Raw genomic sequence first — 26,575 nt, 5'->3', positions numbered from 1 at the left:
CCACTAACACAATGACCTAAGGTTCCTCAAACTCTTTCATTCCATCGAGAACATAATGAGTATATACTTTCTACTCTATCATTACCACTCTAGGTTTTACGATAACTGCTTTATTTCGCATACGCAAAGATGCCGAAGAACCACAAGAAAGATGATCATAAATCATTTGCAAAAAATGCCTTGAAACAATCACTCCGGCCTTATAAAAAAAATTTTTCAGCATCCATTTTGCTAAAAAAATTTGTGATATCAAATCTTCAGGAAATTGAAAAACCCATTGACCACTTTCATAAACTATTGCAGACCAAAAAGGTTCTGCCTGTTTCTCCATATAATCCGCTAATTCTTTAGACTCTTCTGCCAAAGTATGTAATGGAGCAGTAATATTCTTGCCAAAGACCTCTTCAATCCAAGGAAAAAGTTTTTTCCGCATGCGTGCTCGCAAATAACGTTCATCTTCATTTGTAGTATCTTGTATATAAGAAATCCCAGCAATATGCAAAGCGTGAACTAACACACTCTTTGGTAGGTGCAATAGAGGCCGAAACAACAAAACCTCCTGAAAGGATGAAGTCTCTGTCATACCTTTAAGATTACTCAAATGCGCGCCTTCTAATAGACGCTTTAACACGGTTTCTGCTTGATCATTAGCATGATGACCGAGAAAAATTCCCCCAAAGCGTTCTTGGCGAGCAAGCTTACAAAGAAAGGCATACCGCTGTTTACGTGCGGAATTCTCCCTATGGATATCTTTTTCTGTAGGAGTTAAACTACTCAAAACAAAAGGGACCTCCTCTCGCAAGCATAGTGCCTCTAAATTTTTAGCTTCAATAGCAGATGTTGACCGCCAACTGTGATCTACATGAACAGCGGTAAACGTAATCCCACGCTCCTTAAGTAAATAAAGAAGAAAAAGAGAATCACTCCCGCCTGATAAAGCAAGTAAGTAATTTTTTTTTATATCCAAAGAAGAAAAAAAAAGCTTCAATCGCTTATCATCATAAAGTAAACAAGAAGCTAACATAATTTAACAGATATCCATATTACAAAAAATAAGATTGTTAGAGATTTTGTAGGCCAAGCCGTTGTTGTCACCATTCTTTTTGTAATCTCCAAGAAACTTTAATCCCAGGTAAGCTATGCCTATTTTATGGAAAGTTCTAATTTTCCGTTATTTAAAAACAATAGCTTTTTGTGCCCTAGGTTTGATCTGTATTTCCATTATCAGCTCCTTACAAGAAATTGTTGCCTATATTGCCAAAGATGTCCCACCGCCTACGATTCTACGTTTAACAGCTTATCAGATTCCTTACCTTCTTCCTTTTATTCTTCCTATTGCCTGCTTTGTCTCTGCTTTTACTTTATTTAGAGGACTCTCAGACAATAACCAAATGACTTTCCTCCGTGCTTCTGGAGCTTCTCAAAGAATCATTATATTTCCTGTCCTAATCATTTCCGGAGCGATCTGTTGTTTAAATTTCTATACATGTTCAGAGCTTGCCTCTATCTGCCGCTACCAAACCTGCAAAGAAATTGCCAATATGGCTATGACTTCTCCGGCTCTTCTTCTTCAAACGCTTCAAAAGAAGGAGAATAATCGCATCTTCATTGCGGTAGATTATTGTGGTAAAAGCAAATTTGATAATGTCATTATTGCACTAAAAAGAAATCAAGAAATCTCCGACATAGGAATTATTAAAACCATCGTTCCCAATATAGCTAAAGATACTGTACAAGCTAAGAACATTGTGTTTATTTCAAAACTTCCTCCTAACCTAGCTGAACATTCTTCTTCTACAAATGAGTTTTATATTGAAACTCTTGATGAATTGCTTATTCCTAAGGTAACCTCAACACTATTCGCAGGTAAATCTTATATGAAAACACGAACAGATTACCTTCCCTGGAAACAATTGATTAAACAATCGCTAAACCATGCCCACCTACCTGAAACCTTACGTAGGATAGCTATAGGACTTCTATGCATCACCCTGACCTACGTAGGTATAGTTCTAGGAATTCACAAACCAAGATTCCGTAAATCCATAGCTTTATACTGTATTTTTCCGGTTTTAGATCTTGTTTTACTGATCGTGGGGAAGAATATAAAAACCTTACCCTTAGCTCTTATGCTATTTGTTATCCCTCAGTTAGTTTCTTGGGTGGTTTTTACCTATCGAGCCTATCGAGAAAATCGAGGGTACGTATAAATTATGATGATTTGGAAACGCCATTTACTCACTAAGTTTTGGGTTGCCCTCACTTCTCTTATCTTATTAGCCTTTCTATTCTATGCCTCTATACATTATTCTCTACATGCAATAAAAGGAAATACAACGTCTTTTATTTCTATAGTTTCGCTGAAGTTTTCCATACTGTATTATTCAGCACAAATTATATTGAAAGCGGAATTCTTAATTCCTCAGCTTATTGCTGTAGCAACAACGTTAACTCTCTTTTCCATGCAAAATAAGAGAGAAATACTTCTATTACAGGCCTCTGGTCTTTCTTTAAAATCTTTAACACGACCTCTGATTACTTCAGGATTCTTTATTACTCTCGTACTCTATGCGAATTTTCAATGGTTATACCCAATGTGTGAGAGAATCTCTATTACTAAAGAGCAAATGGACCGAGGTGTACGTAAACAAGAAGCCAAAGTGCCTGCTCTATATCTCAAAGATCAAACTGTCTTACTGTATTCTTCGATTGAACAGAAGACTTTTACACTGAATAGTGTATTTTGGATTAGAGATCCGACCACCATCTATACTATAGAAAAACTAGCTTTCACTACTCCCTCCTTACCTATTGGTTTGAATGTAGTAGAATTTTCCACGAATGATTTAGGGCAAGTCGAGCTTAAGGAATTTTTCGATATGAAAGAATTCCCCGATATTGAATTTAGTTTTTATGATAACCCTTTTTCTAAATTTTTCTCTGCGGGAAACAAAAACCGTCTTTCAGAATTCTGCCGAGCTATTCCTTGGAATGCTACAGGTATAGGATTAAATACAAAAGTACCGCAGCGTATTTTACCTCTTCTTTCACAATTCTATTACTTATTAATTTCGCCATTTGCCTGTATGGCTGCGATTATTCTTGCTGCTTACCTTTCTTTAAGATTCACGAGAACCCCAACAATCACACTAGCCTATTTGATTCCTTTAGGTACCATAAATATTTTCTTTGTTTTCTTAAAAGCCGGTATTGTTTTGTCAAATAGTAGTGTTCTTCCTACTCTACCTGTGATGATTTTTCCTTTAATCATTCTGATTACATTTACAAGTTATGCTTATACGAAGCTTCAATAAACTCATTAAGATAGCCTACGAACTTCCAACTTTCAATGTCGTGATTAAAAAAAGCTTTGATTGTAGAGAGGTTGTGGCGGTTTTTTTTTAGGCAATTTAAAAATTTGCTAAAAATCTCTATATGCGAAGCAAAAATTAATCGATCCCTAGCGACTAAAGTAGGAGCAAGAATCTTTGTAAGAAGTAATTTCAAACTATGCTCATCCCAAGGATTGTCTCTCGAAAAAAAGGCAAAACCTGCTACGAATACTGAAGCATAGTCCAAACCATCTTTAGAAATTACCATGAGAGTGCTAGGATTGATGATTTCTATGCATTTAAAAACAAGCAGATAGGAAATAAGATGAAGAAGTAAAAATTTATCATTTTTAAATAAAATCTTCTTCTTAGCAAAAAACACATCTTTAAGTACGTGTAAGCTGTCTTCCAAAAACGAATATATGGCTTCTTTTAGTCCTTTCGAAAGAAAAAATGAAGAGGTTGTCAAAGGTTTATGAAATTCTTCTTTTAAGACGGAGAAAAATGTAGCAAAAGTTTCAATATCCCCATGGATAGTTTCGATATTGTTAAGAAGCTCTTCAGGTTCAGGAAAAGAAACAATATAAGCAAAAGAAGTATCCTCCTTTTGTTCTATGACTTCCTCCAAAAGACGACTCCGTGCTTTTTCTTTTCTTGATATACGATTTTGTATATTCAAAATTAAAGAAATTTCACCACGCCCTGCTTTACCATGAAGAAAACCCAAAAACTCTTCATTACAATTTGCATAAAGTATAGAACTCTGAGAAACGGGGCTTGGAGAACGTATAATATCTATGGTCTGTTCTCCACGCTTTAATGTACCTTCTAAGCTGGGGAGTATTCCTAAAATCATAGGATCGAATACTCTAGATTCAGATTCTAAGATTCTATCAATAGCTTTGAAAACAGGACCATTGGGATATTGAGCAAACAAACGGTGAAGCTCATCGTAAGTATCTGTAATGTATTGTCCGGAAGAAAGAGGTTTCTTTTCCTCGTCTAGACATAGCTTTGTGTGGATATGAAAGTAAAGATAATGTGCAACTTCTTCAAAAACGAGTCTATTTTCAAAAATCCCTACACTTAAAGCTAAGGCAAGAAGTTCTGCCTGTTTTTGTTCTTGCGAAGTTGTGTAAGCTCGATTATTTAAGACTTGCCAGGTCTCTCTTAAAAACAACAGAAAATCATTAAAGTAGAGAAGATTATTCTTTTTAGGGTTAGTATAAACAACATTTGCTTCGTACCTTGAAAAGAACAATGCCATCACAGCATTGTGGACCTTTAATACTGCTTCTATATCCAATTGGCTTAAAGCATGCTGATAGAAAAGCCTCAGAGACATGTCGTTGTTAAAAATAAGAAAAGAGGCTGTATTTTTAATTTCATTACTATTCCAAAGCAGAGTTTTTGTTAGAGGATCCCCTTCATGGACAGTTTCGTGTAACTTATTTTGCTTACAAATAATCTGCGCTAGCGTATCGCTATAAAATCGTTTGTTTTCCTCATCCAACATGTAAAAAAGTTCATAAGAACGATCTTTCTTTACTTCAACGAGGTTATTTAAAAAGTGCTCTGGTTCTTCAAGACCATCAAATTCTTTTTGTTCCTCCTCTTTGGAATAAACAAAAGTCTTTTGATGTAAATTGGTTAGAACCTTACTATAAGCTTTATTGACTTGGGAATATTCCTCAGCTAGCGAATAATAAAGATTACTTTCATGATTTTCTAAAAAAGAGAAGACATTCTGTACTCCAGCAATAAGAAAATCTGATTCTCGTAGAACCTTATCTGCTTGATTTTTAGAAGAAAAACTCATTGTATATAAATATTCCTCGACATTCTTTAAAGCTTCTTTCATCTCTAAAATAGGCCTAGCATCCCTATGTATCTTTAGATACGCAGGATTATCAAGATCAAGATAGACGTCATTAGAAGAACCAAAAGAAATTTTTTTCAATTTCTCTAAATTTTCTAATGCCTGCTCAAAATTATGGCGAGGCCTTGTCATTTCTCCCCCTTTCCTAGAAGGAATCAAAAAAATAGAACATTTTATTAGATTGTTTTTCTAATTTATTAAAAAAACTAATTAGTTATCAATTATTTTCTAATAACAAATAAAACTTAAACAACACTTAACAAAAAAAATAAATATGCAAACTACATAAAAACAATAATTAACAACAACTAGCTAGTTAATTATAAAAAAAGACGGAAGAAGAGGGATTCGAACCCCCGGACCCTTTCAGGTCTCCTGTTTTCAAGACAGGTGCATTAAACCGCTCTGCCATTCTTCCTTAAGAGAATTGTTGCAAAAATTTTATATCATTTTCACTAAAAAGACGGATATCGGGAATTCTATGTTTTAGCATGGCTAATCTTTCAATTCCCATGCCCATAGCATACCCTGAATAAACTTCAGAATCAATATTTCCGTTACGCAAAACTTGAGGATGGACCATACCTGCTCCAGCGACTTCTAACCATCCCGTATGTTTACAAAGAGAACAACCCGTTCCATGACATTCACAAGAAACATCAACTTCGATACCAGGCTCAACAAAGGGAAAATAACTGTGTCTTAAGCGTAGTTCTACTTTTCTTTTAAAGAAGGTATGGTAAAAAGCTGTCAAGGTTGCTGTCAAATCAGACAAAGTTACATGACGATCAATATAAAAAGCCTCAACCTGATGAAAGATCACGTGTGAACGTGCAGATATGTCTTCATTTCGAAAACATACACCTGGGGCAACAATTTTTATTGGTGGTTTTTGTTTTTTAATCTCGTGAACTTGCACATTAGAAGTATGAGTCCTTAATACTGTATTTGGATCTAGGTAAAATGTATCATGCATTTGCCTAGCAGGGTGATCTTCAGTAAAATTAAGGAAAGTGAAATTGTTCTCTTCGCATTCAATATTAGGTGCTTCTCGAACAGAAAACCCCAAATGGACGAATATGTCTACAATATCGTCTAGAAGTTTTTTTATAATATGCCTACCCCCGACCCATTGGGGCTCTCCAGGGAGGGTGACATCTATTCTTTCTTGAAAAAAGTCTATAGCTTCTTCTGAAGAGAGAATCTCCTGATTTTTTTTTTCAATAAGATTTGTTATGTAAGTTTTACAAGTATTTATACAAGCGCCCAATTCAGGTTTGTCTTCCTGATTCGAACAGTCTTTTAACTGTTCTGTAAAGCTACGAAAAACACCTTTTTTCCCTAAATACCGCACTTTAAGATCGGCGAGTTCTTTAGAAGAGTGTACTTGATTCAGCTCATTACAAAAGTGCTGTTTTGTAATTTCAAGTTCCTCTTTAATATTCATAGGAAACCTTGTCCCTATACTGCGGCTTGCAAGGCCATTTTAGCTTGAGCTGCAATTTCTCCAAAAGATTCTGGGTTATGAATAGCCATCTCTGAAAGCATTTTTCTGTTTAGAGAAATCCCGAGAAGTTTTAAGCCATTGACTAAACGACTATAAGATAAACCATGAATTCTTGAAGCCACATTAAGACGCATTATCCATAGGCTTCGAAAATCTCCTTTACGATCTTTTCTATGCATATAATTAAATGCCATAGCTCTCATCACGCAAGAGTGACTTTGCCGAATATGTCCTTTTCTATCCCCCCAAAAACCTTTAGCTTGTTTTAATATACGCTTACGACGGCGTCTAGAAGCTACTGAACCTGTTGTTCTCACCACGATTAAAATTCCTTATTGTTAGACAAACATCATGCGCTTATACATACCTACCTGACCTTGATCTACTAAAGGTTGCTTCGATAAGTTACGTTTTTGCTGTGAAGACTTTTTCGACAATTTATGTCTCTTCCCTGGACGATTTCTTTTTAACTGGCCTGAACCCGTCAATTTAAAACGTGCGGCCACAGATTTATTGCTTTTCATCTTGGGCATAAGACTTTTCCTGTTTTTTCTTTGTTTTTACTGTTCCTGGAGCAACTACACAAATTAAAGAACGGCCGGCTAATTTAGGCTCTGCTTCGATAAAACCGATATCTTCCAAACTTTGACTCATTTTTTGAACAATTTTAAAACCATGTTCTGGATAAGCTAATTCTCGACCTCGGAATATACATGTGATTTTTACTTTATTTCCCTTTTCAATAAAAGAACGCGCTTGCTTTAGTTTAGTTAAAAAGTCATTGTCATCAATGTTTGGCTTAAGTTTTACCTCTTTAACACGCACCTGGTGTTGTGCTTTTTTACTATCCTTTTCCTTTTTTGTTAAATCATAGCGGTATTTACCATAATCCATGACCTTACACACAGGAGGCTCGCTATTTGAAGCGACTTCCACTAAATCCAGACCGGCTTCTTTTGCCAATTCAAAAGCATCTTTAATACTGAGTATCCCTAATTGCTCACCATCGGAACCAATCAAACGGACTTTAGAAGCTCGTATTTGCCTATTGATTTTGAAATTTAATGCCACACTCTATCCCGATTTCTCTTTAACACGATCACCGTAATCACAGGCCACTATTTCTCCCAGAGAAGGAACATTAACCATCTTCTACCTATCTAGACAAGAGGAACGTTATCTTAGGGTATTGTAAAAAGAAAAGCAACGGAAATCCCCCTCTTTGAAGACAACTCTAGATTCTGCGGTAAATTAAAAAAAATCTCAGAATAACAAAACTTTTTCCTTTTTTTTAGCAAGAAATAAGCCGTCAGTCTCAAAAAAATATGTTTTTTTGAATTAAGAATTTTTTGTTGCAATTAAAACTTTCTAATAGATACTCTTATTTTCTCTTCATAACTATCTAGTTAAGGACCTCCTTAGCAGCTGAATTGGTATCTTTAATTACTTTTTAGGTGTTCATCATGGTTACACCGACTCCTGAAAAATCTTTAGGGTCCTATGTTTCGCTTTCACGAGCATTGCCGCAACAAAAAATGCGAGAAATTATACTGCAGATGCTCTATGCCTTAGATATGGCTCCTTCAACAGAAGACAATTTAGTGCATCTGTTAATGACAGAGGCTGCTGTAGCTCAAAAACATGTTCTTGCTGCTTTAAATTATGCAAAACAAATTTTAGAAAAAGCGCCTCAATTGGATCTACTTATTCGTAGTGTTATTAAAAGCAAGTCTTTTGAAAAACTTAACTTGATGGAAAAAAATATTTTACAACTTACTCTATTTGAATATTTTTACGGTCAACCTATCCAAGCTGCGATTCTAATTGCAGAAGCTATTCGTCTGATTAAAAAATTTAGTTATTTAGAAGCTTGTCCGTTTATTCACGCAGTTTTAAATGATATCTTTAATCTACCCAAACCTACCCTGTATATTGACAGCTCCTTAATTTGCTGCCCAGCTAATTAATATTTGAGAGATTCTCAAAAGTGAAAGAACTTTCTACCCTACATTTTCCTTTTTCTGTCCGCCGCAGTGTTTGGCTAAATAAGTACTCTACATTTCGCATCGGAGGGCCGGCAAATTATTTTAAAGCGGTGTATTCTGTTGATGAAGCATGTGAGGTGATTCGTTTTTTAAATCTTATAGACTACCCATTTATCATCCTAGGCAAAGGATCAAATTGTCTATTTGATGATCGGGGATTCGATGGTTTTGTTCTTTATAATGCAATCCACGGTAAAGAATTCCTGTCTGATAATTATGTTAAAGCTTATTCCGGACTTTCTTTTTCTGCTTTAGGTAAATCTACCATTTGCCATGGGTATTCTGGATTAGAGTTTGCCATAGGAATTCCTGGTTCTGTTGGAGGCGCTATATTTATGAATGCTGGCACTCTAAAACACGAGGTAGCTTCTGTGGTTAAGCATGTAGAAACGATTAATGCTCAAGGAGAAATTCAATCTTACACGTCGGATAAGCTAGAATTTAGCTATCGATCGTCACGTTTTCATAGCAATCGAGAGTTTATTTTATCAGCAACTTTTGAGCTTTCTAAAGACCCCTCTGCTTTCTATCAATCCAAATGTTCTCTTCAACATCGCTTATCAACTCAGCCTTATACACAGTTTTCAGCAGGCTGTATTTTTCGTAATCCCCAAGGAATTTCTGCAGGAAAACTTATTGACGAAGCGGGGTTGAAGGGATTGAGTGTAGGAGGTGCACAGGTATCTCAACTGCACGGCAATTTTATTGTAAATACCGGAAGAGCGACTGCACAAGAAGTTATAGAGTTGATACAGGTCATTCAATCTACTTTAAAAACTCGTGGCATAGATCTCAAAAAAGAAATTCGTATTATTCCTTATCGTTTGCCTTCCTAACCCACCATCTTTTTAAGAGATTGAAATACAAATAAATGCGGTGCTTTATTTCGGTTCATAACATAAAATAAGCTCACTTGCCAAAATGCTGGGTCTAGGCGTTCTGCTAAGAATTTAAGAGTTACAGTTTCTTTTTCTCCTTCTTCATGTCCAGGATAACTCACAACAGTAATCAAACCTTGGAGTGCAACTAAGTTGAAGGCACGTTCTAAACTTGCTTTTGTTGTTGTTTCTAAGGTTGTGATTGCTTTATTTCCTTTAGGAAGATAACCGAGATTGTAATGTATGAGCTTTGCTCCCTGTTCTGAAATCTTTTCATGAGAGGTTTTTTTTAATTCGATAATTGCCCTCTCTTTATGCGAAAGACATTTTTGAAAAAGCGCCGAAGCATTTTCTAAGGCTTTCTTTTGGAGGTCATAGGCAACGAGTTTACCTGCCCCTTGGAGTAGCTGTGCTAAAACCACACTATCTTTACCATTGCCGCAGGTAGCATCAATAACGATATCTCCAGGAACTATAATTTCACGAAAAATCTGATGAGATAGATGTACCATATTCCCAGTGAATAAAGTTGGTCGTTTAAACATGAACAAGCCTATTGCCAAGATACTATCTTCTAGATACCATAGTGCCAGATTTGGGGTATTAGCTCAGTTGGTTAGAGCGTCACGTTGACATCGTGAAGGTCAGCTGTTCAAGTCAGCTATATCCCAGTTTCTTTACAAATTCTGTGTAAAAAATTTCTTCTCCTTTTTCTCTCCAGAGTTTTTCAAACCACGACTCTCCATAATTCCCTATTATCTTTTGATAATGTGGTGTTTTTATTACTGGCATTAGATTAATTTTTATAACTTCTATGGCTTCTTCTAAGTAACCTCTATGATCTGTGGCCAACGCGAGTACTGCGGAGTCTTGTAAAACCCTAAAAATTTCCTGTACAAATGCGGGTTGAAAAAGGCGGTGTTTGTGATGACGAGACTTTGGCCAAGGGTCTGGAAAATTTACAACAATATGTTCTAAGGCTGTAGAAGGAACGTAATAACGAAAAAAAGTTTGTGCTGTTCCACAAACAATTCTTAAGTTATGGATATGATAATTGGTCATCTTTGACCAAATTTTTCTTACTCTATCAAAACGCTGCTCCACTGCTATCCAATGTGTTTCAGGATTTTGTTTTGCTTGAGCCACGACCCAATCACCATTTCCTGAGCACAGTTCACATGCTATAGAAACATTGTTCCCCAAAAATTTTCGCCAACAGTTTGCAGAGAACAGTTCATGTTCAAAATAATAATTAGGAACATAGAGAATGCCGTCTTGTATACAAGGACGACGTTCTTGCCACAAAAAAGGCGCTTTTAAATGTCTCGGTTTCATAAGAGGAAAACAACATTTTCAATACTATTGAGAAATGATAAAAACTCTGGCTGTTTTCTCTAAAGACTTTCTTATGAGAAAATTGAAGAAAAATCCTCCATCAAGTAGATTCTACCCATATAAAGCCGTTACCAGCTTAGGTTTCCTGATGTCTGATACTCAATAACTCGTGTTTCAAAAAAATTCTTTTCTTTATTCAGATCTATAGTCTCACTCATCCATGGAAAAGGGTTTTTCGCATGATATATAGGTTTTAGACCAATTCTTTCCAAACGACGGTCTGCAATGTGACGGACATAATCTATAAACATTGAGGATTTTAACCCCAAAATACCACGAGGGAGACAGTCCTTAGCGTATTCAATTTCGAGTTCTACGGACTCTTTAATAAGAGCGACAATTTCTTCCTGCAATTCTTTAGTCCATAGATCGGGGTTTTCTTCTTTGATACCATTGATAAGATCTATCCCAAAATTTAAATGAATGGTTTCGTCTCTCAGGATGTATTGGTATTGCTCCCCTATTCCGGTCATTTTATTCTGACGATGAAACGAAAGGATCATGACAAAACCGCTATAGAAGAAGATTCCTTCCATAATGATATAATACCCAACGAGATTCTTAATAAATTGTCTAAGACCTTCCAAAGATTCTGTGGAAAAGTTAGGTTCCAGTACATCTACAGTCAAAGTCATTTGAAAATCATCTTTAGCTTTGATAGAAGCCCGTTCATTATAAGCATTAAAGATTTCTCCTTCATCTAATCCTAGGGATTCACAAATATAAAGAAACGTATGGGTGTGAACGGCCTCTTCGAAAGCTTGACGAAGAAGATACTGCCTGGCCTCAGGGTTGGTAATATGTTTAAAAATAGCTAGAACAATATTATTGCCTACGAGACTTTCTGCTGTGCTAAAAAACCCTAGATTTAACAAAATGACTCTACGTTCATCTTCTGATAACTGGTCGGATTTCCATAATTCGATATCCTTAGCCATAGGGACTTCTGTAGGCATCCAATTATTCGCACAACCATTAAGATAATGCTCCCAAGCCCATTGATATTTAATTGGGACAAGTTGATTTACGTCTACCTGATTGCAGTTTACAAGACCTTTGCTATTTAATTGTACACGTTTAAGTCTTCCATCTAAAAGATCTGCTTCCATTGTGTATCCTTCTCTTTTTTATTGACAAGATTCGCAACCAGTTTCTATCGAACAAACAGAAGGTTTTGCTGTTCTTTCCACTACAATACCTGTAGAGGCAGATTTACTTTTCATCCAACGAGGTTGGATCCCCCGCTTATTAATATCCGTAAAAGATTTTTCGACAGATGTTGCTGCTGAAGATCTTAGATAATATGTTGTTTTCAATCCTTTTTTCCAAGCAGTTAAATACATATTGGAGAGTTTTTTCCCATTAGGTTCAGCCAGATATAAGTTTAAAGCAATTCCCATATCTATCCATTTCTGCCTTCGAGATGCACATTCTATGATCCATTCAGGTTCTATCTCGAATGCTGTAGGAAAAAGCTTTTTTAAAGCGTCAGGAATTCTTTCGATTTCCAACAAGGATCCATCAAAATATTTAAGATCATCCAACATATCTTCATCCCATAACCCTAATTCTTTTAGTTTTTTAATTAGGTAGACATTGGGAATGGTAAATTCACCAGAAAGATTAGATTTTACAAATAGATGTTTATAGGTAGGCTCTATGGATTGGGTAACTCCAATAATATTTGAAATTGTTGCTGTGGGAGCAATAGTCATGACATGACTATTTCTCATACCATAAGTACGTATAGACTCGCGTATGGGAGTCCAATCTTTTCTAGATGAAGTGTCTACCAGAACATTTTCCTCGCCTCGAGCTTGTTTAAGAAGCTCTAGAGTATCTATAGGCAGATAACCACGATCCCATTTTGAGCCTTTGTATGAAGAATACGTACCTCGTTCTTTTGCAAGCAAACTCGAAGATAGAATAGCATAATAAGCTACTAACTCTGCACATTCATCAGAAAATTCCACAGCTTTTTGGGATGCATAACTAATATTTAACTTGTAAAGTGCATCTTGAAAGCCCATTATGCTCAGGCCTACCGCTCTATGAGAGAGATTTGCTTGTGAGGCTTCAGGGGTAGGATAGTAGTTTAGATCGATAACATTATCTAAAACACGGACACCTAGAGAAATTGTTTCCCTGAGTTTCTCTTCATTGAGTTTTCCATCTTGAATATGTTCTACTAAATTGACTGCTCCTAAATTGCAGACTGCTGTTTCAGATTCAGAACAATTTAACAGAATTTCGGTACAGAGATTGGAGCAACGTACAACGCCTACGTGATCTTGTTGTGAGCGGATGTTAGAAGGATCTTTAAACGTAATCCAAGGATGACCTGTTTCATAGAGCATGCTTAGCATTTTACGCCATAACACTTCGGCTTCTACTTTCTTATATAAGCGAATTTCTCCTATTTCAGCTTTATGTTCATATTTTTCATAAAGCTTTTCAAATGCTATACCGTAAGCTTCGTGTAATCCTGGAACTTCATCTGGGCTAAAAAGAGTCCACATTCCTTTTTGCTCTAATCTTTTGAAAAATAAATCAGGAATCCAACTTGCAGTGTTAATGTCATGAGCACGTCGACGTTCATCTCCTGTATTTTTACGTAACTCTAAGAAGTCTTCATAATCTAGGTGCCAATTCTCTAAATAGACGCACATGGCTCCTTTACGTTTACCTCCTTGATTTACAGCAATGGCAGTATCGTTTGCCACTTTAATAAAAGGAATAACTCCCTGACTTTTTCCATTAGTACCTTTAATTAAAGCTCCTGTAGCGCGTACATTCGTCCAATCATTACCAATTCCTCCTGCCCATTTAGAAAGCAAGGCATTGTCAGAAATGACTTTATAAATATGAGTAAGATCATCTTTGACAGTGGAAAGATAGCATGAACTTAACTGCGAATGATGCATACCAGAGTTAAACAATGTAGGCGTAGCTGGCGTATAACGGAAAGTAGAAAACAAATGATAGAAAGTAATGGCCCATTGATTTTTGTCTTCTCCTTCGTTCAAAGCCAATCCCATAGCAACACGCATCCAAAAAATCTGTGCTGTTTCTAGACGACGATTTTTGTGCTGATTAAAATAACGATCATAGAGATTTTGAATACCCATGTAAGCAAACTTTAAATCTCTGGATAGATCTAAAGCCTCTGCCAAAACATCAAGGTCGTACTCTTTTAACAAGGGACTTAAGCGATAATGATCACCATTCAAAATGTATTCTTTAAAATATTGTTTATGCTTTTCTTCTAAATTCGGTGTTAGTGCGTTATAACCCAAAGTTTCTTGATAAACAATGTCCATAAGTAAATCTGCAGCAACAAATGCGTAGTCAGGTTCTTTTTCAATATTGGCACGCGCAGCCATAATGCAAGCTATGGAAACTTCAGACTCTTTGATTCCTGAATAAAAATTCACGAATGCCATATCCGTAAGGACTTGGGCATTTGTTGTTTTTGGGAACCGTTTACATGCCCGGACAAAATGTTTGTGTAAATCTGTTTTGGTAAGAGAATACGCGCCACCATCTGCTTTCTGCACATAGTAAGATTCCTCTTCAGAAGAAGAGTCTTCTTTTATATCTTGATCTTGGTGTTTTTGTTCACGCACACGCGCACGTGCTTCTCTATATAAAATATAGTTTTTAGCAACATCATAATATCCAGCAACCATAAGTTGTTTTTCCACGATATCTTGGATTAACTCAATATTCATTCCTTTTTCTGTATCCAAGGAGAGAATATCTTGTACGATCTTCAGAGTGAGTTCATTAATTTCGGAGAGTATTGATGTTGGAGTTATTCCTTCGACTTGGAGAGTCGCTCTAAAAGCCTTTTCTAGGGCTGCGGAAATTTTCATAGGATTAAATTTCACGCAAGTCTTATCTCTGCGAATGATGGAGATACTGCATCGCAAATCCCCACGTTGTTCTTTATGCTGGTCTCTATAAATGATATAATCACGAGCTATATCTTGCAAGCCACAGACATAAAGTTGGCTTTCAACGATATCTTGTATTCTCTCTACAGTAACTACTTGACCTTCTGTAATTTTTGCTAAAACTTCCTTAACTACTTTATGAGTAATCTCGGAAATGGATTTTTCTAAATCTTTGGGCAACGGAGAGTTGTTCTCCAAGCTACGTGTACCCCGAAAAGCAGCTTCCAAAGCCTGAGAAATTCTATCTTGATTAAATGGGACAAACATGCCGTTACGTTTGACAATGGTATAATGCTTTTCTTTAACTTCAACCATAATTCTCCCTAAAAGGCGTTTTAATATTTGATTTTTGTGTTGTTCGTGCAATAGAAAAATGCAAAAAAAACACCACGCTATCTAAGGACATTTCCCTTAGAAAACCCAATATGTAGTGGAACAACATGTACTTATCTACCATATATAGGAATTAGGGTTGTTTCTTGCAATTGAAAAGTGGTCATGTTCTCGGGAAAAAATGTAGCTTTCTCAGCTTTTTTGAAGATAGGCGCCTATGAAATAAGAAGGTTGCAAAAACTTGTTGATTTTAGAGAAATATATTATGCTAAAGCCAATAAAGAACTCCGACAAATTAAGATGATAGAATTAGACATTGAGGGGAGGGGTAGGCGCCGCGTAGTCACTCCCAACGCTATTACTGCTTTTGGGCTTTGTTGTGGACTTTTTATTATTTTCAAAAGTGTTTTAAAAACTTCTTCTTCTGTCGAATTATTTCATCGTTTACAAGGACTATCTCTCCTGCTCATTAGTGCAATGATTGCAGATCTTTCCGATGGTGCAATTGCACGTATTATGAAAGCAGAAAGTGCTTTTGGAGCACAATTTGATTCACTTTCTGATGCTGTGACTTTTGGTATTGCCCCACCTCTTATTGCGATAAAAAGCCTAGATGGTATTTACGCTGGAAGCTTTTTTTCCTCCTTATTGCTGGTGACTTCAATTATCTATTCGCTATGTGGAGTATTACGCTTAGTGCGTTATAACCTCTTTTCCAAAAAAGCTATAGATAATTCACGTCCCTATTGTTTTATTGGCCTTCCTATTCCGGCTGCTGCTGCTAGTGTGGTTTCCTTAGCTCTCTTTCTTGCTTCTGACTTTACGACTTCTCCTCGATTACGTATAAGTTTACTTTCTTGTGCTTTGTTGTGTATTGGCGGGTTGATGATTTCCCCTTGGAAATGTCCTGGAGTGAAAAATTTTCGATTTAATATTTCTTCTTTTCTTCTTGTAGCCATTACAGGACTTGCAGCTTGTTTGTTTTTTTTAGGACTTGTAGATCATTTTGTTGAGGTATTTTTTCTTGTTTCGTGGCTATATACCTTGGTAGTGTTTCCCATTTTTGCGATTATCTATCGACAAAAGAGCAAGCATTAATTATGGATCTATACTTTCATTTTGCCTATGGCATTTTTTCTTTGATCGCATTTGCTATGGGAGGTGTTTTAACTTTTTGTCATTATGCAAAAAAAAAACGCTATTACCTTCAAAACATTCAACAACTAGAACATAAAAACCAGCTTCTTCAAACCTCATTAGACTTGAGTCGACATCAAGAACAGCTAATAGAGGATTTTAGTAATCGCCTCGCAGTTTCTTCTCATAATCTCATTAAAAACATGCAAGAAGAAGCTCAGAGTTATTTTAGTGAGCAATCTAAGTCTTTTGAATCGATACTTTCTCCTGTTCAAACTACGCTTACTACTTTTAAGGAAAACTTACAAACCTTTGAGACGAAGCATGCTGAAGATCGTGGGACGTTAAAAGAACAGATGACTCGCCTGCTTGAGATAGAAACAAAATTACAACGCGAAACACAAGCTCTCACAGATGTTTTAAAACACCCTGGTTCTCGAGGACGATGGGGGGAAATTCAACTGGAAAGAATTTTAGAGCTTTCGGGTATGTTAAAGTACTGTGACTATGATACGCAGACAACAAGTACTCAAGGCACGGCACGTGCAGATATGATCATTCGTTTACCACAAGATCGTTGTTTGATTATTGATGCTAAAGCGCCGTTGTCTGATGCTTACTTCTCTTTGGAAAACACGGATAAAAATGATTTAGTAAATAAGATTAAAGAACATATTAAAACCTTAAAATCCAAGAGTTACTGGGACAAATTTCATCATTCTCCAGAATATGTAATCCTTTTCTTACCTGGGGAAAGTATGTTTAATGACGCCATTCGCCTGGCACCTGAACTTATTGAGATTGGTGCGGCTTCGAATGTTATTCTTTCAGGACCTTTGACTTTACTCGCATTACTGAAAACTATTGCTTACATGTGGAAGCAAGAAAATCTCCAAAAACAAATTCAAGAAATTGGTCTTTTGGGGAAAGAGCTACATCATCGCTTATATATTGTTTTTGGGCATTTTCATAAAATAGGCAAACATCTTAACCATGCAGTGCACAGTTACAATGATATGGCGACGAGTTTTCAACATCGTGTGTTTCCAACCTTAAGAAAATTTGAGGGTTTAGAGACCTCTTCATCTATGCATCAAATAGAAGATCCCATATTTATACAAGGCTTAGCCTCTTCTTTCCTATCTCCTCATGCCGATGAGGACTTAACAACCCTCAAATCCTCCCTAGATCAAGAAGAAGAATTGCCTCTATAAAGCAGGTTGAATAGGGAAATGTTTTTCTAACATCGAAGCATTATTCTCGAGCATTTTTTCTCCAGCAAACGATATAAATGTTGTTTGTTTATTCTGCTGTAAATATTTGTACATAACTTCACAAATATGTTCTTTAGTCACTAAAAGTACACCGCGACGAAATCCTTGACGTAAAGCAGGAACTCTTCCAGATTTAAGTCTGTAAAATGCTGTTGAACCACGACTTCCCGGAGATACTGGAGAATCTAAACTTTGTATTACCCCTAATACCCCTTCATGGATGTCTTCTTTTGTGAATTTCCCATTAGCAATAATAGCAATTCCTTCGAGGCATGCCTGATAAGTTGTAGCAATTTCTGGATCACGATAACTATAACAATAGAACGAACCTTTAGCTAGATTAAGAGCGGCTCCTGAACCATACGCTCCTCCATGTTCTCGGATTTTGGTATGCAATACTACGTTATCCAAAATCTCAGCAGCTACAGTCAATGCCACCGCATCCGGATGATCGTAGGATAAATTTCCTATGGGAAAGGCTAAGGCATTAAATGCGGTGGGAGCAGGGATATATAACCCCTGAGAAGACAAAGTTAATTCTATATTTGGGTTTACCCAAGGTTCAGGAATGATAGTTAGGTAATCTAATAAACCATAAAAATTATTTTCTTTTAGCTGCTCGTAGTTATGCTGGCTCCCACTGATTACTAACTGTCGTTTTCCAGAAAAGCATTTAACAAATAACGCCTGTAGAGTAGTTATGATTTTGTTTTTTTGTTTGTCGAAATTTTTTGTAAGGTCACAAATTTTCTTAACATAGGGCAATCCTGAAGCTAAATAAGACATCATTCCTGTTATGGATTTATCAGCACAAGCCATGCTTACAGCATAACTCATGGGACTATTTCTTACGCTATTAGTAAGAGCTTCGCTATGTTGCATTAGCAGTTCTTTAATTCGAAGTACGTCTGCGAAATTAACATGTGTTAATATATCACGCATCACTTGAAATAACTTTTCAGCTTTTCCCGCCAAGACTTTACCTCGTATGCTTACAGAAGGTGAAAGTAGAGTATTTTTATTTACATGGGGGGAAAAGTCATAGGATACGTCCAGTCCACCAGTATGTTCCAAGAAAAACTCAAGTTGTTCTTTGTAGGATCTACCCCCAGAGCCAAGTTGTAGTATTAAAAAAACAAGCAAACGTAACCATGGAAGTTCTTCAACAGATAGTGGGGGGATATCCAGAACTACATCAACAAAGATAATGTCATTAGTAAAACACTCGTGATAGAAAACTTCTCCTTCATTGCGAAACTCTTTGATTAAGGTAAACTCTTTGCTAGAGGTAGGCACTTTATCTAAAGAAAAGTTTGGTAAAATATGATCTAATTTTTGCTCTTGATTTTGACTTTTTTCTAAAATTTTTGTATTTTGCTGAATAGTTTCTATCTCTTCAGGAGAAAGTTTATCTTGTATTTGCTTCAAACGCGTTTGTTCTTCTGTATTTTCTTTAGCAAGAAGTTCGGAATCTGGGATGAGAACTATTCTGACAAAATGTGTGTTATCTAAAAAATACTTTCGAATAAGTTTTGGCAAGTAATCGGAATTTGTCAGTCGCAATCGGAGGTCTGAGAAAAGGCTATGTATTTTTAATGCGTCTTGAGGGTATCCTCCATGCTGTTTTAATAAGCCTGAACGGAAAAATAACGATAGACCATAAGGCAAGGAGTATCCAGAGATTTCTTTTCTTGCCAATTCGAGTTGGTGAACAGCGCCTTCTATAATATTTTCTGCAATTCCTTCATTGATAATTTCTTCAAGACAAGCAAAAATCCAAGCTTCTAATTTTTGTGCTCCGTGTGGGGAACAGCCTTTACATACTAAAGTAATAGGAATTTCACGAAGTTCGCTATCGATACTCATTTCCGCCTGTTTACAAAAGTCAGACTTCAATAACCGAGATTTTAAAGGAGCTGCATCCGTGCCCATCAGAACAATTTCTAGTACATGAAGAGCAAGAAGTTCTTGCTGGTCTAAAATGGAACATGTAAGCCAAGAAATGCCAAATAAAACTTTATTTTCGTCTTGGCTACTTGAAGGATAGGGAAAGATATGGCGTATAGGAGTTTTAAACCTCTTTTGCAAAGGCACAGTAATTGTCTGTTTTTCAATTTTAGAGGCGTGGCGGAGAAGTTTTTCTTCCAAAAAGTCCAAATGTCGAGATGGTTTTATATTTCCATAAAAGTAGAATAGGCAACGATTTAGTGTATATTGACTTTGATGGAAATTCCATATATCTTTACGAGAAAGAGTAACAATCTCTTTTGGTTCTCCTCCAGAATTCACACCGTAGGTCACGGAAGGAAAGAGTGCGGCATTTAATGCTTCGGAGAGCCGTGTTTCTCCTGACATCATAGCACCTTTCATTTCATTAAAAACTACTCCTGTATAAAAGAGCTTATTTTCTGGGGAGAATTCATACCTCCACCCTTCTTGAAAAAAGCTGTTTTTAGTAAGTAGTGGATGAAATACTGCATCAATGTAAACGCTGAGTAAATTATAGAAATCTTCGGAAATTTGCGATGCTGCAGGATAACAAGTGAAATCTGCGCCTGTAAAGGCATTCATAAATGTATTCAAACTGCGACGAGTCATAGAAAAAAAAGGATCCCGAACAGGATAATTTTCGGAACCGCAGAGTACCATATGCTCTAGCACATGAGCAACACCGTTGGAACTTTGAGGACATGTTCTGAAGCAGATATTGAATACATTCTCATCATCATCATTTATAATCATCATGATAGATGCTCCTGAAGGCTTATGTTCCGCTTCTAACAGTTTACTCTCTATTTCAGGGAGACCTTCACATGATTTGATAATAAAGTTTCTATACGTATCTCCAGTCTTCATATTTTGCCTGATTTCCCTGATTCTTATGGCATCAGATTTTACATCTAATATTCTTTATTCTATTTAAACAAGCTCATTAACCTACTAAACAGAGCAACGTTCTTTTCTTTTCGATAAAAATAAGTTAAGTTACTCTGGTATTATTTTCAATAACTGCTCAGGAAACTTATGAGTGTGGATTTAGATTATTTCAATACACATATGCCTTATTTCCTAAAAGAATTTGCACAATTCCTTTCTTTTCCTTCGATATCTGCAGATCCAAGTTATCTTTCTGCTTGCATGGAATGTGCCAACTTTTTAGTCACAAATCTTTCCGATATTTTTACTGTAGAACTTTGGGAAACACCAGGACATCCCTCGATCATTTGTGCTTCTTATCGACATAACGACTCCAAAGCTCCGACTCTTCTTCTTTATAATCACTATGACGTACAACCTGCGTACATATCTGATGGTTGGCAACAAGATCCTTTTATCCTTAGAGAAAAAGAAGGTTTTCTTTATGCACGAGGTGCTTCTGACAATAAGGGGCAATGTTATTATACTTTAAAAGCTTTGCAATACTATTACAAATCTCGGAATAAGTTTCCTCTAAACGTTATTTGGATTATTGAAGGTGAAGAAGAGAGCGGTAGCCCTGCCTTATCTACATGGCTGGAGAAAAAGCAATTCCAAGCCGACTATCTCCTCATTGTTGATGGAGGTTTTATCTCCCCAGAGCATCCTTGTGTAAACATTGGTGCAAGAGGTATTGTTTCAATGAAACTGTATGTTGAAGAAGGAACTCAAGACATGCATTCGGGTAATTTTGGAGGTGTAGCTTACAATGCCAATCGCGCTTTAATAGAAATGCTGAGTAGTTTACGCAATCCGGACAACTCTGTAACTGTTGAACACTTCTATGACGATATTACAATTACAGGTATTGATACGCCTGACCTTCCGCAATCTAATATAATGGAAGTGTGTGAAAAAAATTTAGGGTTTCATCCTACCGGCAACGAACCTCAATATACCCTAGAAGCATCGAGAGCATTTCGCCCTACCTTAGAAATTAATGGCATTTCCGGAGGTTACACAGGCCCGGGTTTTAAGACTGTAATCCCCTATAAAGCAATGGCTTACTTATCATGCCGTCTCGTTCCCAATCAAGATCCTATAAAAATTGCTGAGTACATTATAGATCATCTTAAAAAGCGTGTTCCCACGGCCTTAAAATTCTCCTATGAGATTTTGCTAAGAGGATCACGGGGATGGAACAGCTCTCCTCATTTACCTATCGTATCCATATTACAAGAGATCTATAGTAATCTTTATCAAACGGAATGTCGAAGAATTGTTATGCCCGCTACAATTCCTATTAGTCCTTTATTAGCACAAGCAGCGCACACTCAGCCTATTATTTGCGGTATATCTTATCTTAGTGACAACGTCCATGCTGCTGAAGAGCGTTTTTCTATTGATCAGCTCAGAAAAGGATTTCTTTCCATTTGTCAACTTCTTGATAAATTGCCTTCTTAGAAACCCCTGTTAATCTTCAGGTTTTAGTGCGACAAAGCGAACAACATCACCTTGTGAGACCATTAAAAGGATATTTTCGTTACCAGAATCTTTTAGAATGTTATTAAGATCTTCAACTGAAAAGACTTTTTGTCTATTGACAGCTAAGATTAATTGTCCAGGAGCAATTCCTGAAGATGCCGCTACGGAACCTTGTTCCACACTAACAATCAGGACACCTTTAGTATCTGGAGCAATTCCCAATTTTTTAGCGCTTTCCGAATTGAGGTTTTGCACATGAATTCCTACTCTTTGCAAAGCTGATATACCATCTTCTTTAGGAGCTTGAGATACGATTACAGGAATTTCTATTGTTTTTCCTTCACGGACAACTCTAAGAACAATACGGGTATCAGGACTCATTAAGGAGATAGCGTTACGGAAAGTGCTCAGGGAGTCTACTTCTTTACCGTTATAGGCGATAATGACATCTTCCTGTTTTAGGCCTGCTTTATCTGCTGGGGATCCCTTTACAACATCAGTAATTAGGGCACCGTAAACTTTTTCAAGTTTGTAGCAAGCAGCGAGTTCTGCATCTATAGGTTGGAGGGTGACACCAAGAAATCCTCGAGTTACCTGACCATCGCGGATAAGCTGATCTATAATTCTATTTGCCATAAGACTAGGAATAGCAAATCCTATCCCAATATAGCCTCCACTTCCGCTTACAATTGCTGTGTTTACTCCTATTACCTGTCCATCGATATTTAAAAGTGGACCGCCAGAATTCCCTGGATTAATTGCAGCATCGGTTTGAATAAAATCTTCGAAGTCTGCTATGTGCAGTTGATTTCTACCTTTCGCGCTAATTACTCCTACTGTAACGGTTGCCTGAAGGCCAAAGGGATTTCCAATTGCAATTGCCCAATCCCCTACTTTCAAATTGTCAGAATTTCCAAAAGAAAGGTGGGGCAAGCCTTCTGTTTTGATCTTAATCACAGCCAGGTCTGTTTTAGGATCTAGCCCAATTACAGTAGCCGGATATTTTTGGCCATCATGGAGAGTAACATGAATCTTTCCTGTGTCTTCAACAACGTGATTATTTGTAACAATATAACCATCTGAAGATACAATAAAACCAGTGCCACGAATTGCTTCTTTCGGCTGTGGTTTTTCCTTTTGGGTTGGAAAACCAAAGAAACGATTGAAGAATTCGTCATTAAAATAATCAAAAGGGTTTTCACAGGGCCCTCGACGCCCTGGAGAAGAGTGCGCAATAGTGGCAGTACTTTTTGGGAAACTTTCTATGTAAACTACAGCAGGCGTTGCCTGAGTCGCAACCTTAGAAAATCCTCCAGAAATTTCTTTAAGAAGAACTTCTTGCGGAAGCTCAGAAACACGAGTTTCCTTTTTAGCAGCCTCTCCAAGAAAAGGCATGCTTGTTAAGCTTGAACAAGCAACTATAGCTAACCATAAATGCGACCGTTTAATTACCATAACGATTTCCTTTGAGAAATTGGCTTGTTCTTATAGTATAAAACCTTTAAAACTATGCTTACAACAAGTAAGTCATATGCTGAGCAGATATTCCTAAAAAGGAATTTTATCTTTTCTAGTAATTTCCTATAAAGGTAATTTTCGTGAAAATTTTCCATCACTTTCGCATTCGAGTTTAAACGCATTGCAAACAAAAAGTGTCTATAGAAGCATAGCATTCCAAAGTGTAAAAAACACATTTGAATTGTTTGTGTAAGAATAACATAAGTTAAAACATCCAGAATAAGTAGAAAAGATAAAATCTTTAATAAAGTCAAAGCCGTCTCCTTTTAATTTAAATCATGCAAGATATCAAACACAACAATTTTAATTTGTTTTCTGTCAAAGAAAAACTAGAAACCTAATGGGCTTATCAGACGACACTAAAAATTAGGAGATACTTCTAGAGAAAATGTTTAGCATTTTATAAATTGATAGAAAATGCTCTATAAATTGCTTTAAAATAGTTCTATTTTACAAGTTATGGTCAGATAAGTATTATTCCTGATTTATCTGAACAAATTATGGACAAGATTCTGGATCTTGTCTTTCTTATATAAAGATGATTTTCGCTTTTTCTAAGCGCATAAAGATAGTTTTTTAGACAAACAGGGAATTCACTGAATCAGCCAAGCAATATGTATTCTGGGAAGCTATAAAGCAATTTTGAAAATGTATCCTTAACTACACGCAAGTTGCTTTTCTTAGTTTAAGTTTAGTGTTTTAAGCAATTACCTAATGTTACTGGTCATATGCAAAATTAATAAATCGAGAGAAATGACCACAGAATATAGACTATGTTTTGCCGTCAACTGCTATGCAGTGTATATTCTAAAGAACTTTACTACGAGTAACATAGCTTTAAGCTTTCGTTGTTCACAAAACAGACTCCACCGTTTTTCCAATAGCTGCGGGAGATTCAACGATAACGACTCCGACCTGGCGTAGAGCATCTATCTTACTTTTTGCATCTCCAGAGGTTCCTGAAACAATGGCTCCAGCATGCCCCATGCGCTTCCCTTTAGGAGCTGTCAAACCTGCAATAAAAGCGACTACAGGTTTATTACAATGTGCTCGAATCCACGTTGCTGCTTCTTCTTCAGCACTTCCTCCAATTTCTCCAATCATTAAAATAAGTTTTGTTTGAGGATCTTTTTCAAATGCTTCTAAAGCATCAATAAATGAAGTTCCGTTTAAAGGATCCCCCCCTATGCCTATACATGTGCTTTGACCAATGTTACGTTGTGTAAGCTGCCATACTGCCTCATATGTGAGTGTACCTGACCTTGAAACTACACCTATATTGCCAGGAAGGTGGATATATCCTGGCATAATGCCGATCTTACATGCGCCTGGTTTGATAATTCCTGGACAATTGGGACCAATAAGACGGGATGAACTGTTTGCCATAATTTTTGCTACTTCAAGCATGTCTCGTATTGGAATGCCTTCAGTAATGCAGACAATAAGTTCTATTCCTGCGTCTTCAGCTTCAATAATTGCTTCTGCAGCATAAGGAGGCGGAACAAAAATCATCGTTGCTTGACAACCTGTAGCCTGTTTTGCTTCAAGAACAGAATCATAAACAGGAAGGTTGAGATGGAAAAGCCCTCCTTTCCCTGGGGTTACTCCTCCCACAAAATTAGAACCATAAGCTAGGCACTGCTCAGTATGAAATGAACCGGATTTCCCTGTAATTCCCTGAGTAATGATTGGTGTATTTTTATTTAATGAACAAAACATGTGAGATTCCTATAAGGTCAATTCCACAGCGAGTCGAGCACCTTCTTCCATTGACGAGACGAATTGACAGGAGATTCCCGATTGCTGAATAATCTCTTTTCCTAATTCTACATTTGTTCCTTCAAGACGTATGACTGTAGGAAGAGTATTTGCTTGCATGACGGAAACAAGTCCGGATGCAATCACAGTGCAATCCATGATGCCTCCAAAAATGTTGATAAAGAGCACTTGGACACGTTCATCTGACAAGACTAAAGCTATGGCCTCTTGTATTTGCTTCTGAGAAGCACTACCTCCTACATCTAAAAAATTTGCTGCACTACCTCCGTGAAGTTTTAGGATATCCAGAGTACTCATTGCTAGTCCTGCTCCGTTAACAAGGCAGCCAATATTTCCCGTAAGGGCGATGTAAGAAAGATCTATTTGCTTAGCGAGAACATCACGAACATTTTCTTGAGAAGGATCATAGAGTATTTCAAGATCAGGGTGACGATAGAGAGCGTTATCATCTATAGTCATTTTAGCATCTAAAACTATAAGTTCCGCGGATTGGGTAAGAACTAAAGGATTAATTTCCAATAAAGATGCATCGTTATCATAAAAACACTGCGCAAGGCTTCGAATTATTTGTATGCCTTGTTTTGCGATGTCTCCATACCATTGCATAAATTTTGTTGCCTGACGCAATTGATAGTTATACATAAGGCAATGAGAATTGAGAGAAAGAGTAAGCAATTGTTCTGGAAACTTTTGAGCCACCTCTTCGATACCCATTCCCCCTGCTTTAGAAAGCATTAATGTTGGGCAACGCTGTGTTCTATCTATAATGACAGCAATATAATATTCGACAGCAATATCTACTAATGGGGAGATGAGAACTTTCTGAACAGGAAGAGTTTCTCCTAAAGTTTGATTACTCGCAAATTCCCTACCTAAGAGTTGAGTAATTGCCTGTAAGATTTCTGCCACAGATTTTGCTATAACAACTCCACCATGTTTACCTCGTCCCCCAGCATGTACTTGAACTTTGACAACACCTGCTGTAATTCCAAGTTTTCCTATAGCCTTCTCTCCTTCTTCTAATGAGGACACAACAGCATAGGGGGAAATAGGAATAGGATAAAAAGCTAAAAGATCTTTAGCTTGATACTCGTGAAGATACATAAATAACTCTTTGCATTTTCTTTCTTATCTTGTATCA

At 36.8% G+C, this 26,575-nt stretch carries 21 protein-coding genes and 2 tRNA genes; 8 read left to right on the top strand and 15 right to left on the bottom strand.

The genetic code is table 11. The features are described 5' to 3' along the window. Positions 1–70 precede the first annotated feature (70 nt). Positions 71–1,027, bottom strand: coding sequence for a tRNA lysidine(34) synthetase TilS (gene tilS / locus Cs308_RS02985; RefSeq protein WP_156506730.1), 957 nt, complete (start codon positions 1,025–1,027; stop codon positions 71–73). A gap of 112 nt (positions 1,028–1,139) precedes the next feature. Between tilS and Cs308_RS02980 the strand changes: the two genes are divergently transcribed. Then, entirely contained in the window at positions 1,140–2,210 is a 1,071-nt protein-coding gene (locus tag Cs308_RS02980; protein ID WP_066482395.1) for an LptF/LptG family permease, read from the top strand. A 3-nt stretch (positions 2,211–2,213) separates the two neighbouring features. After that, complete coding sequence (locus tag Cs308_RS02975) at positions 2,214–3,314, top strand: LptF/LptG family permease (protein ID WP_066482393.1); 1,101 nt, start codon at positions 2,214–2,216, stop codon at positions 3,312–3,314. Here the strand turns inward: Cs308_RS02975 and Cs308_RS02970 are convergent. The 6 genes from Cs308_RS02970 to infC form a co-directional block, all read right to left on the bottom strand. Beyond that, entirely contained in the window at positions 3,283–5,343 is a 2,061-nt protein-coding gene (locus Cs308_RS02970) for a calcium-binding protein (RefSeq protein WP_066482391.1), read from the bottom strand. The two genes, Cs308_RS02975 and Cs308_RS02970, sit on opposite strands and share 32 nt — an antisense overlap. 201 nt (positions 5,344–5,544) lie before the next feature. After that, positions 5,545–5,629: transfer RNA gene (locus Cs308_RS02965), tRNA-Ser, on the bottom strand. Then, positions 5,630–6,658, bottom strand: a complete 1,029-nt coding sequence (gene pheS / locus Cs308_RS02960) for a phenylalanine--tRNA ligase subunit alpha (RefSeq protein WP_066482389.1) — start codon at positions 6,656–6,658, stop codon at positions 5,630–5,632. Between the two features lie 14 nt (positions 6,659–6,672). Beyond that, complete coding sequence (rplT, locus tag Cs308_RS02955; protein WP_066482386.1) at positions 6,673–7,038, bottom strand: 50S ribosomal protein L20; 366 nt, start codon at positions 7,036–7,038, stop codon at positions 6,673–6,675. A gap of 18 nt (positions 7,039–7,056) precedes the next feature. Further along, the gene (gene rpmI, locus Cs308_RS02950; RefSeq protein WP_066482383.1) at positions 7,057–7,251 is read right to left on the bottom strand and encodes a 50S ribosomal protein L35; all 195 of its coding nucleotides are present in this window, start codon (positions 7,249–7,251) and stop codon (positions 7,057–7,059) included. Further along, a complete protein-coding gene (infC, locus tag Cs308_RS02945; RefSeq protein ID WP_066482380.1) occupies positions 7,229–7,789 on the bottom strand; it encodes a translation initiation factor IF-3 in 561 nt (186 codons plus the stop codon). The genes rpmI and infC overlap by 23 nt, the downstream gene beginning before the upstream one ends. 392 nt (positions 7,790–8,181) lie before the next feature. Here infC and nusB point away from each other — a divergent pair, with 392 nt between their 5' ends. Both nusB and murB read left to right on the top strand, forming a co-directional pair. Continuing rightward, on the top strand, positions 8,182–8,685 hold the full coding sequence (gene nusB / locus Cs308_RS02940) for a transcription antitermination factor NusB (RefSeq protein ID WP_066482378.1): 504 nt from the start codon (positions 8,182–8,184) through the stop codon (positions 8,683–8,685). Between the two features lie 20 nt (positions 8,686–8,705). Further along, the gene (gene murB, locus Cs308_RS02935; RefSeq protein ID WP_066482373.1) at positions 8,706–9,599 is read left to right on the top strand and encodes a UDP-N-acetylmuramate dehydrogenase; all 894 of its coding nucleotides are present in this window, start codon (positions 8,706–8,708) and stop codon (positions 9,597–9,599) included. On the opposite strand, the gene mnmM is transcribed toward murB, so the two are convergent. Further along, positions 9,596–10,186: a tRNA 5-(aminomethyl)-2-thiouridylate-methyltransferase MnmM gene (gene mnmM / locus Cs308_RS02930; RefSeq protein WP_066482372.1), complete on the bottom strand. Its 591-nt coding sequence runs from the start codon at positions 10,184–10,186 to the stop codon at positions 9,596–9,598. The two genes, murB and mnmM, sit on opposite strands and share 4 nt — an antisense overlap. 52 nt (positions 10,187–10,238) lie before the next feature. Between mnmM and Cs308_RS02925 the strand changes: the two genes are divergently transcribed. Continuing rightward, a tRNA-Val gene (locus tag Cs308_RS02925) sits at positions 10,239–10,312 on the top strand. Here the strand turns inward: Cs308_RS02925 and Cs308_RS02920 are convergent. The 3 genes from Cs308_RS02920 to Cs308_RS02910 all read right to left on the bottom strand — a co-directional run bounded on the left by Cs308_RS02920 (position 10,299) and on the right by Cs308_RS02910 (position 15,307). Further along, the gene (locus tag Cs308_RS02920; protein WP_066482370.1) at positions 10,299–10,976 is read right to left on the bottom strand and encodes a tRNA (guanine(46)-N(7))-methyltransferase TrmB; all 678 of its coding nucleotides are present in this window, start codon (positions 10,974–10,976) and stop codon (positions 10,299–10,301) included. The genes Cs308_RS02925 and Cs308_RS02920 overlap by 14 nt on opposite strands. Before the next feature lie 128 nt (positions 10,977–11,104). Beyond that, positions 11,105–12,145, bottom strand: coding sequence for a ribonucleotide-diphosphate reductase subunit beta (locus Cs308_RS02915; protein WP_066482368.1), 1,041 nt, complete (start codon positions 12,143–12,145; stop codon positions 11,105–11,107). An 18-nt stretch (positions 12,146–12,163) separates the two neighbouring features. Further along, entirely contained in the window at positions 12,164–15,307 is a 3,144-nt protein-coding gene (locus tag Cs308_RS02910) for a ribonucleoside-diphosphate reductase subunit alpha (RefSeq protein WP_066482365.1), read from the bottom strand. A gap of 318 nt (positions 15,308–15,625) precedes the next feature. On the opposite strand from Cs308_RS02910, the gene Cs308_RS02905 reads away from it, so the two are divergent. Further along, positions 15,626–16,423 carry a CDP-alcohol phosphatidyltransferase family protein gene (locus Cs308_RS02905; RefSeq protein ID WP_066483408.1) on the top strand — a complete coding sequence of 266 codons (798 nt, stop codon included), beginning with the start codon at positions 15,626–15,628 and terminating at the stop codon, positions 16,421–16,423. Positions 16,424–16,479: 56 nt separating this feature from the next. After that, positions 16,480–17,676: a DNA recombination protein RmuC gene (locus Cs308_RS02900; protein ID WP_231881972.1), complete on the top strand. Its 1,197-nt coding sequence runs from the start codon at positions 16,480–16,482 to the stop codon at positions 17,674–17,676. On the opposite strand, the gene Cs308_RS02895 is transcribed toward Cs308_RS02900, so the two are convergent. Next, a complete protein-coding gene (locus Cs308_RS02895; RefSeq protein ID WP_066482360.1) occupies positions 17,671–20,592 on the bottom strand; it encodes an insulinase family protein in 2,922 nt (973 codons plus the stop codon). The genes Cs308_RS02900 and Cs308_RS02895 overlap by 6 nt on opposite strands. A gap of 168 nt (positions 20,593–20,760) precedes the next feature. Between Cs308_RS02895 and Cs308_RS02890 the strand changes: the two genes are divergently transcribed. Further along, positions 20,761–22,116, top strand: a complete 1,356-nt coding sequence (locus Cs308_RS02890; RefSeq protein WP_066482359.1) for a M20/M25/M40 family metallo-hydrolase — start codon at positions 20,761–20,763, stop codon at positions 22,114–22,116. Between the two features lie 9 nt (positions 22,117–22,125). Here Cs308_RS02890 and htrA read toward each other — a convergent pair whose 3' ends face one another. The 3 genes from htrA to sucC form a co-directional block, all read right to left on the bottom strand. Further along, complete coding sequence (gene htrA, locus Cs308_RS02885) at positions 22,126–23,592, bottom strand: serine protease HtrA (RefSeq protein ID WP_066482357.1); 1,467 nt, start codon at positions 23,590–23,592, stop codon at positions 22,126–22,128. Between the two features lie 915 nt (positions 23,593–24,507). Further along, positions 24,508–25,374, bottom strand: coding sequence for a succinate--CoA ligase subunit alpha (sucD, locus tag Cs308_RS02875; protein WP_066482352.1), 867 nt, complete (start codon positions 25,372–25,374; stop codon positions 24,508–24,510). 9 nt (positions 25,375–25,383) lie between these two features. Beyond that, on the bottom strand, positions 25,384–26,538 hold the full coding sequence (gene sucC, locus Cs308_RS02870; RefSeq protein WP_066482349.1) for an ADP-forming succinate--CoA ligase subunit beta: 1,155 nt from the start codon (positions 26,536–26,538) through the stop codon (positions 25,384–25,386). Positions 26,539–26,575 lie beyond the last annotated feature (37 nt).

The organism is Candidatus Chlamydia sanziniae, assembly GCF_001653975.1.
In the GTDB taxonomy this organism is placed as follows: Bacteria; Chlamydiota; Chlamydiia; order Chlamydiales; family Chlamydiaceae; genus Chlamydia; species Chlamydia sanziniae.
Note: the sequence above shows the minus strand (reverse complement) of the source record. Positions and strands in the feature narration are given on the sequence as shown.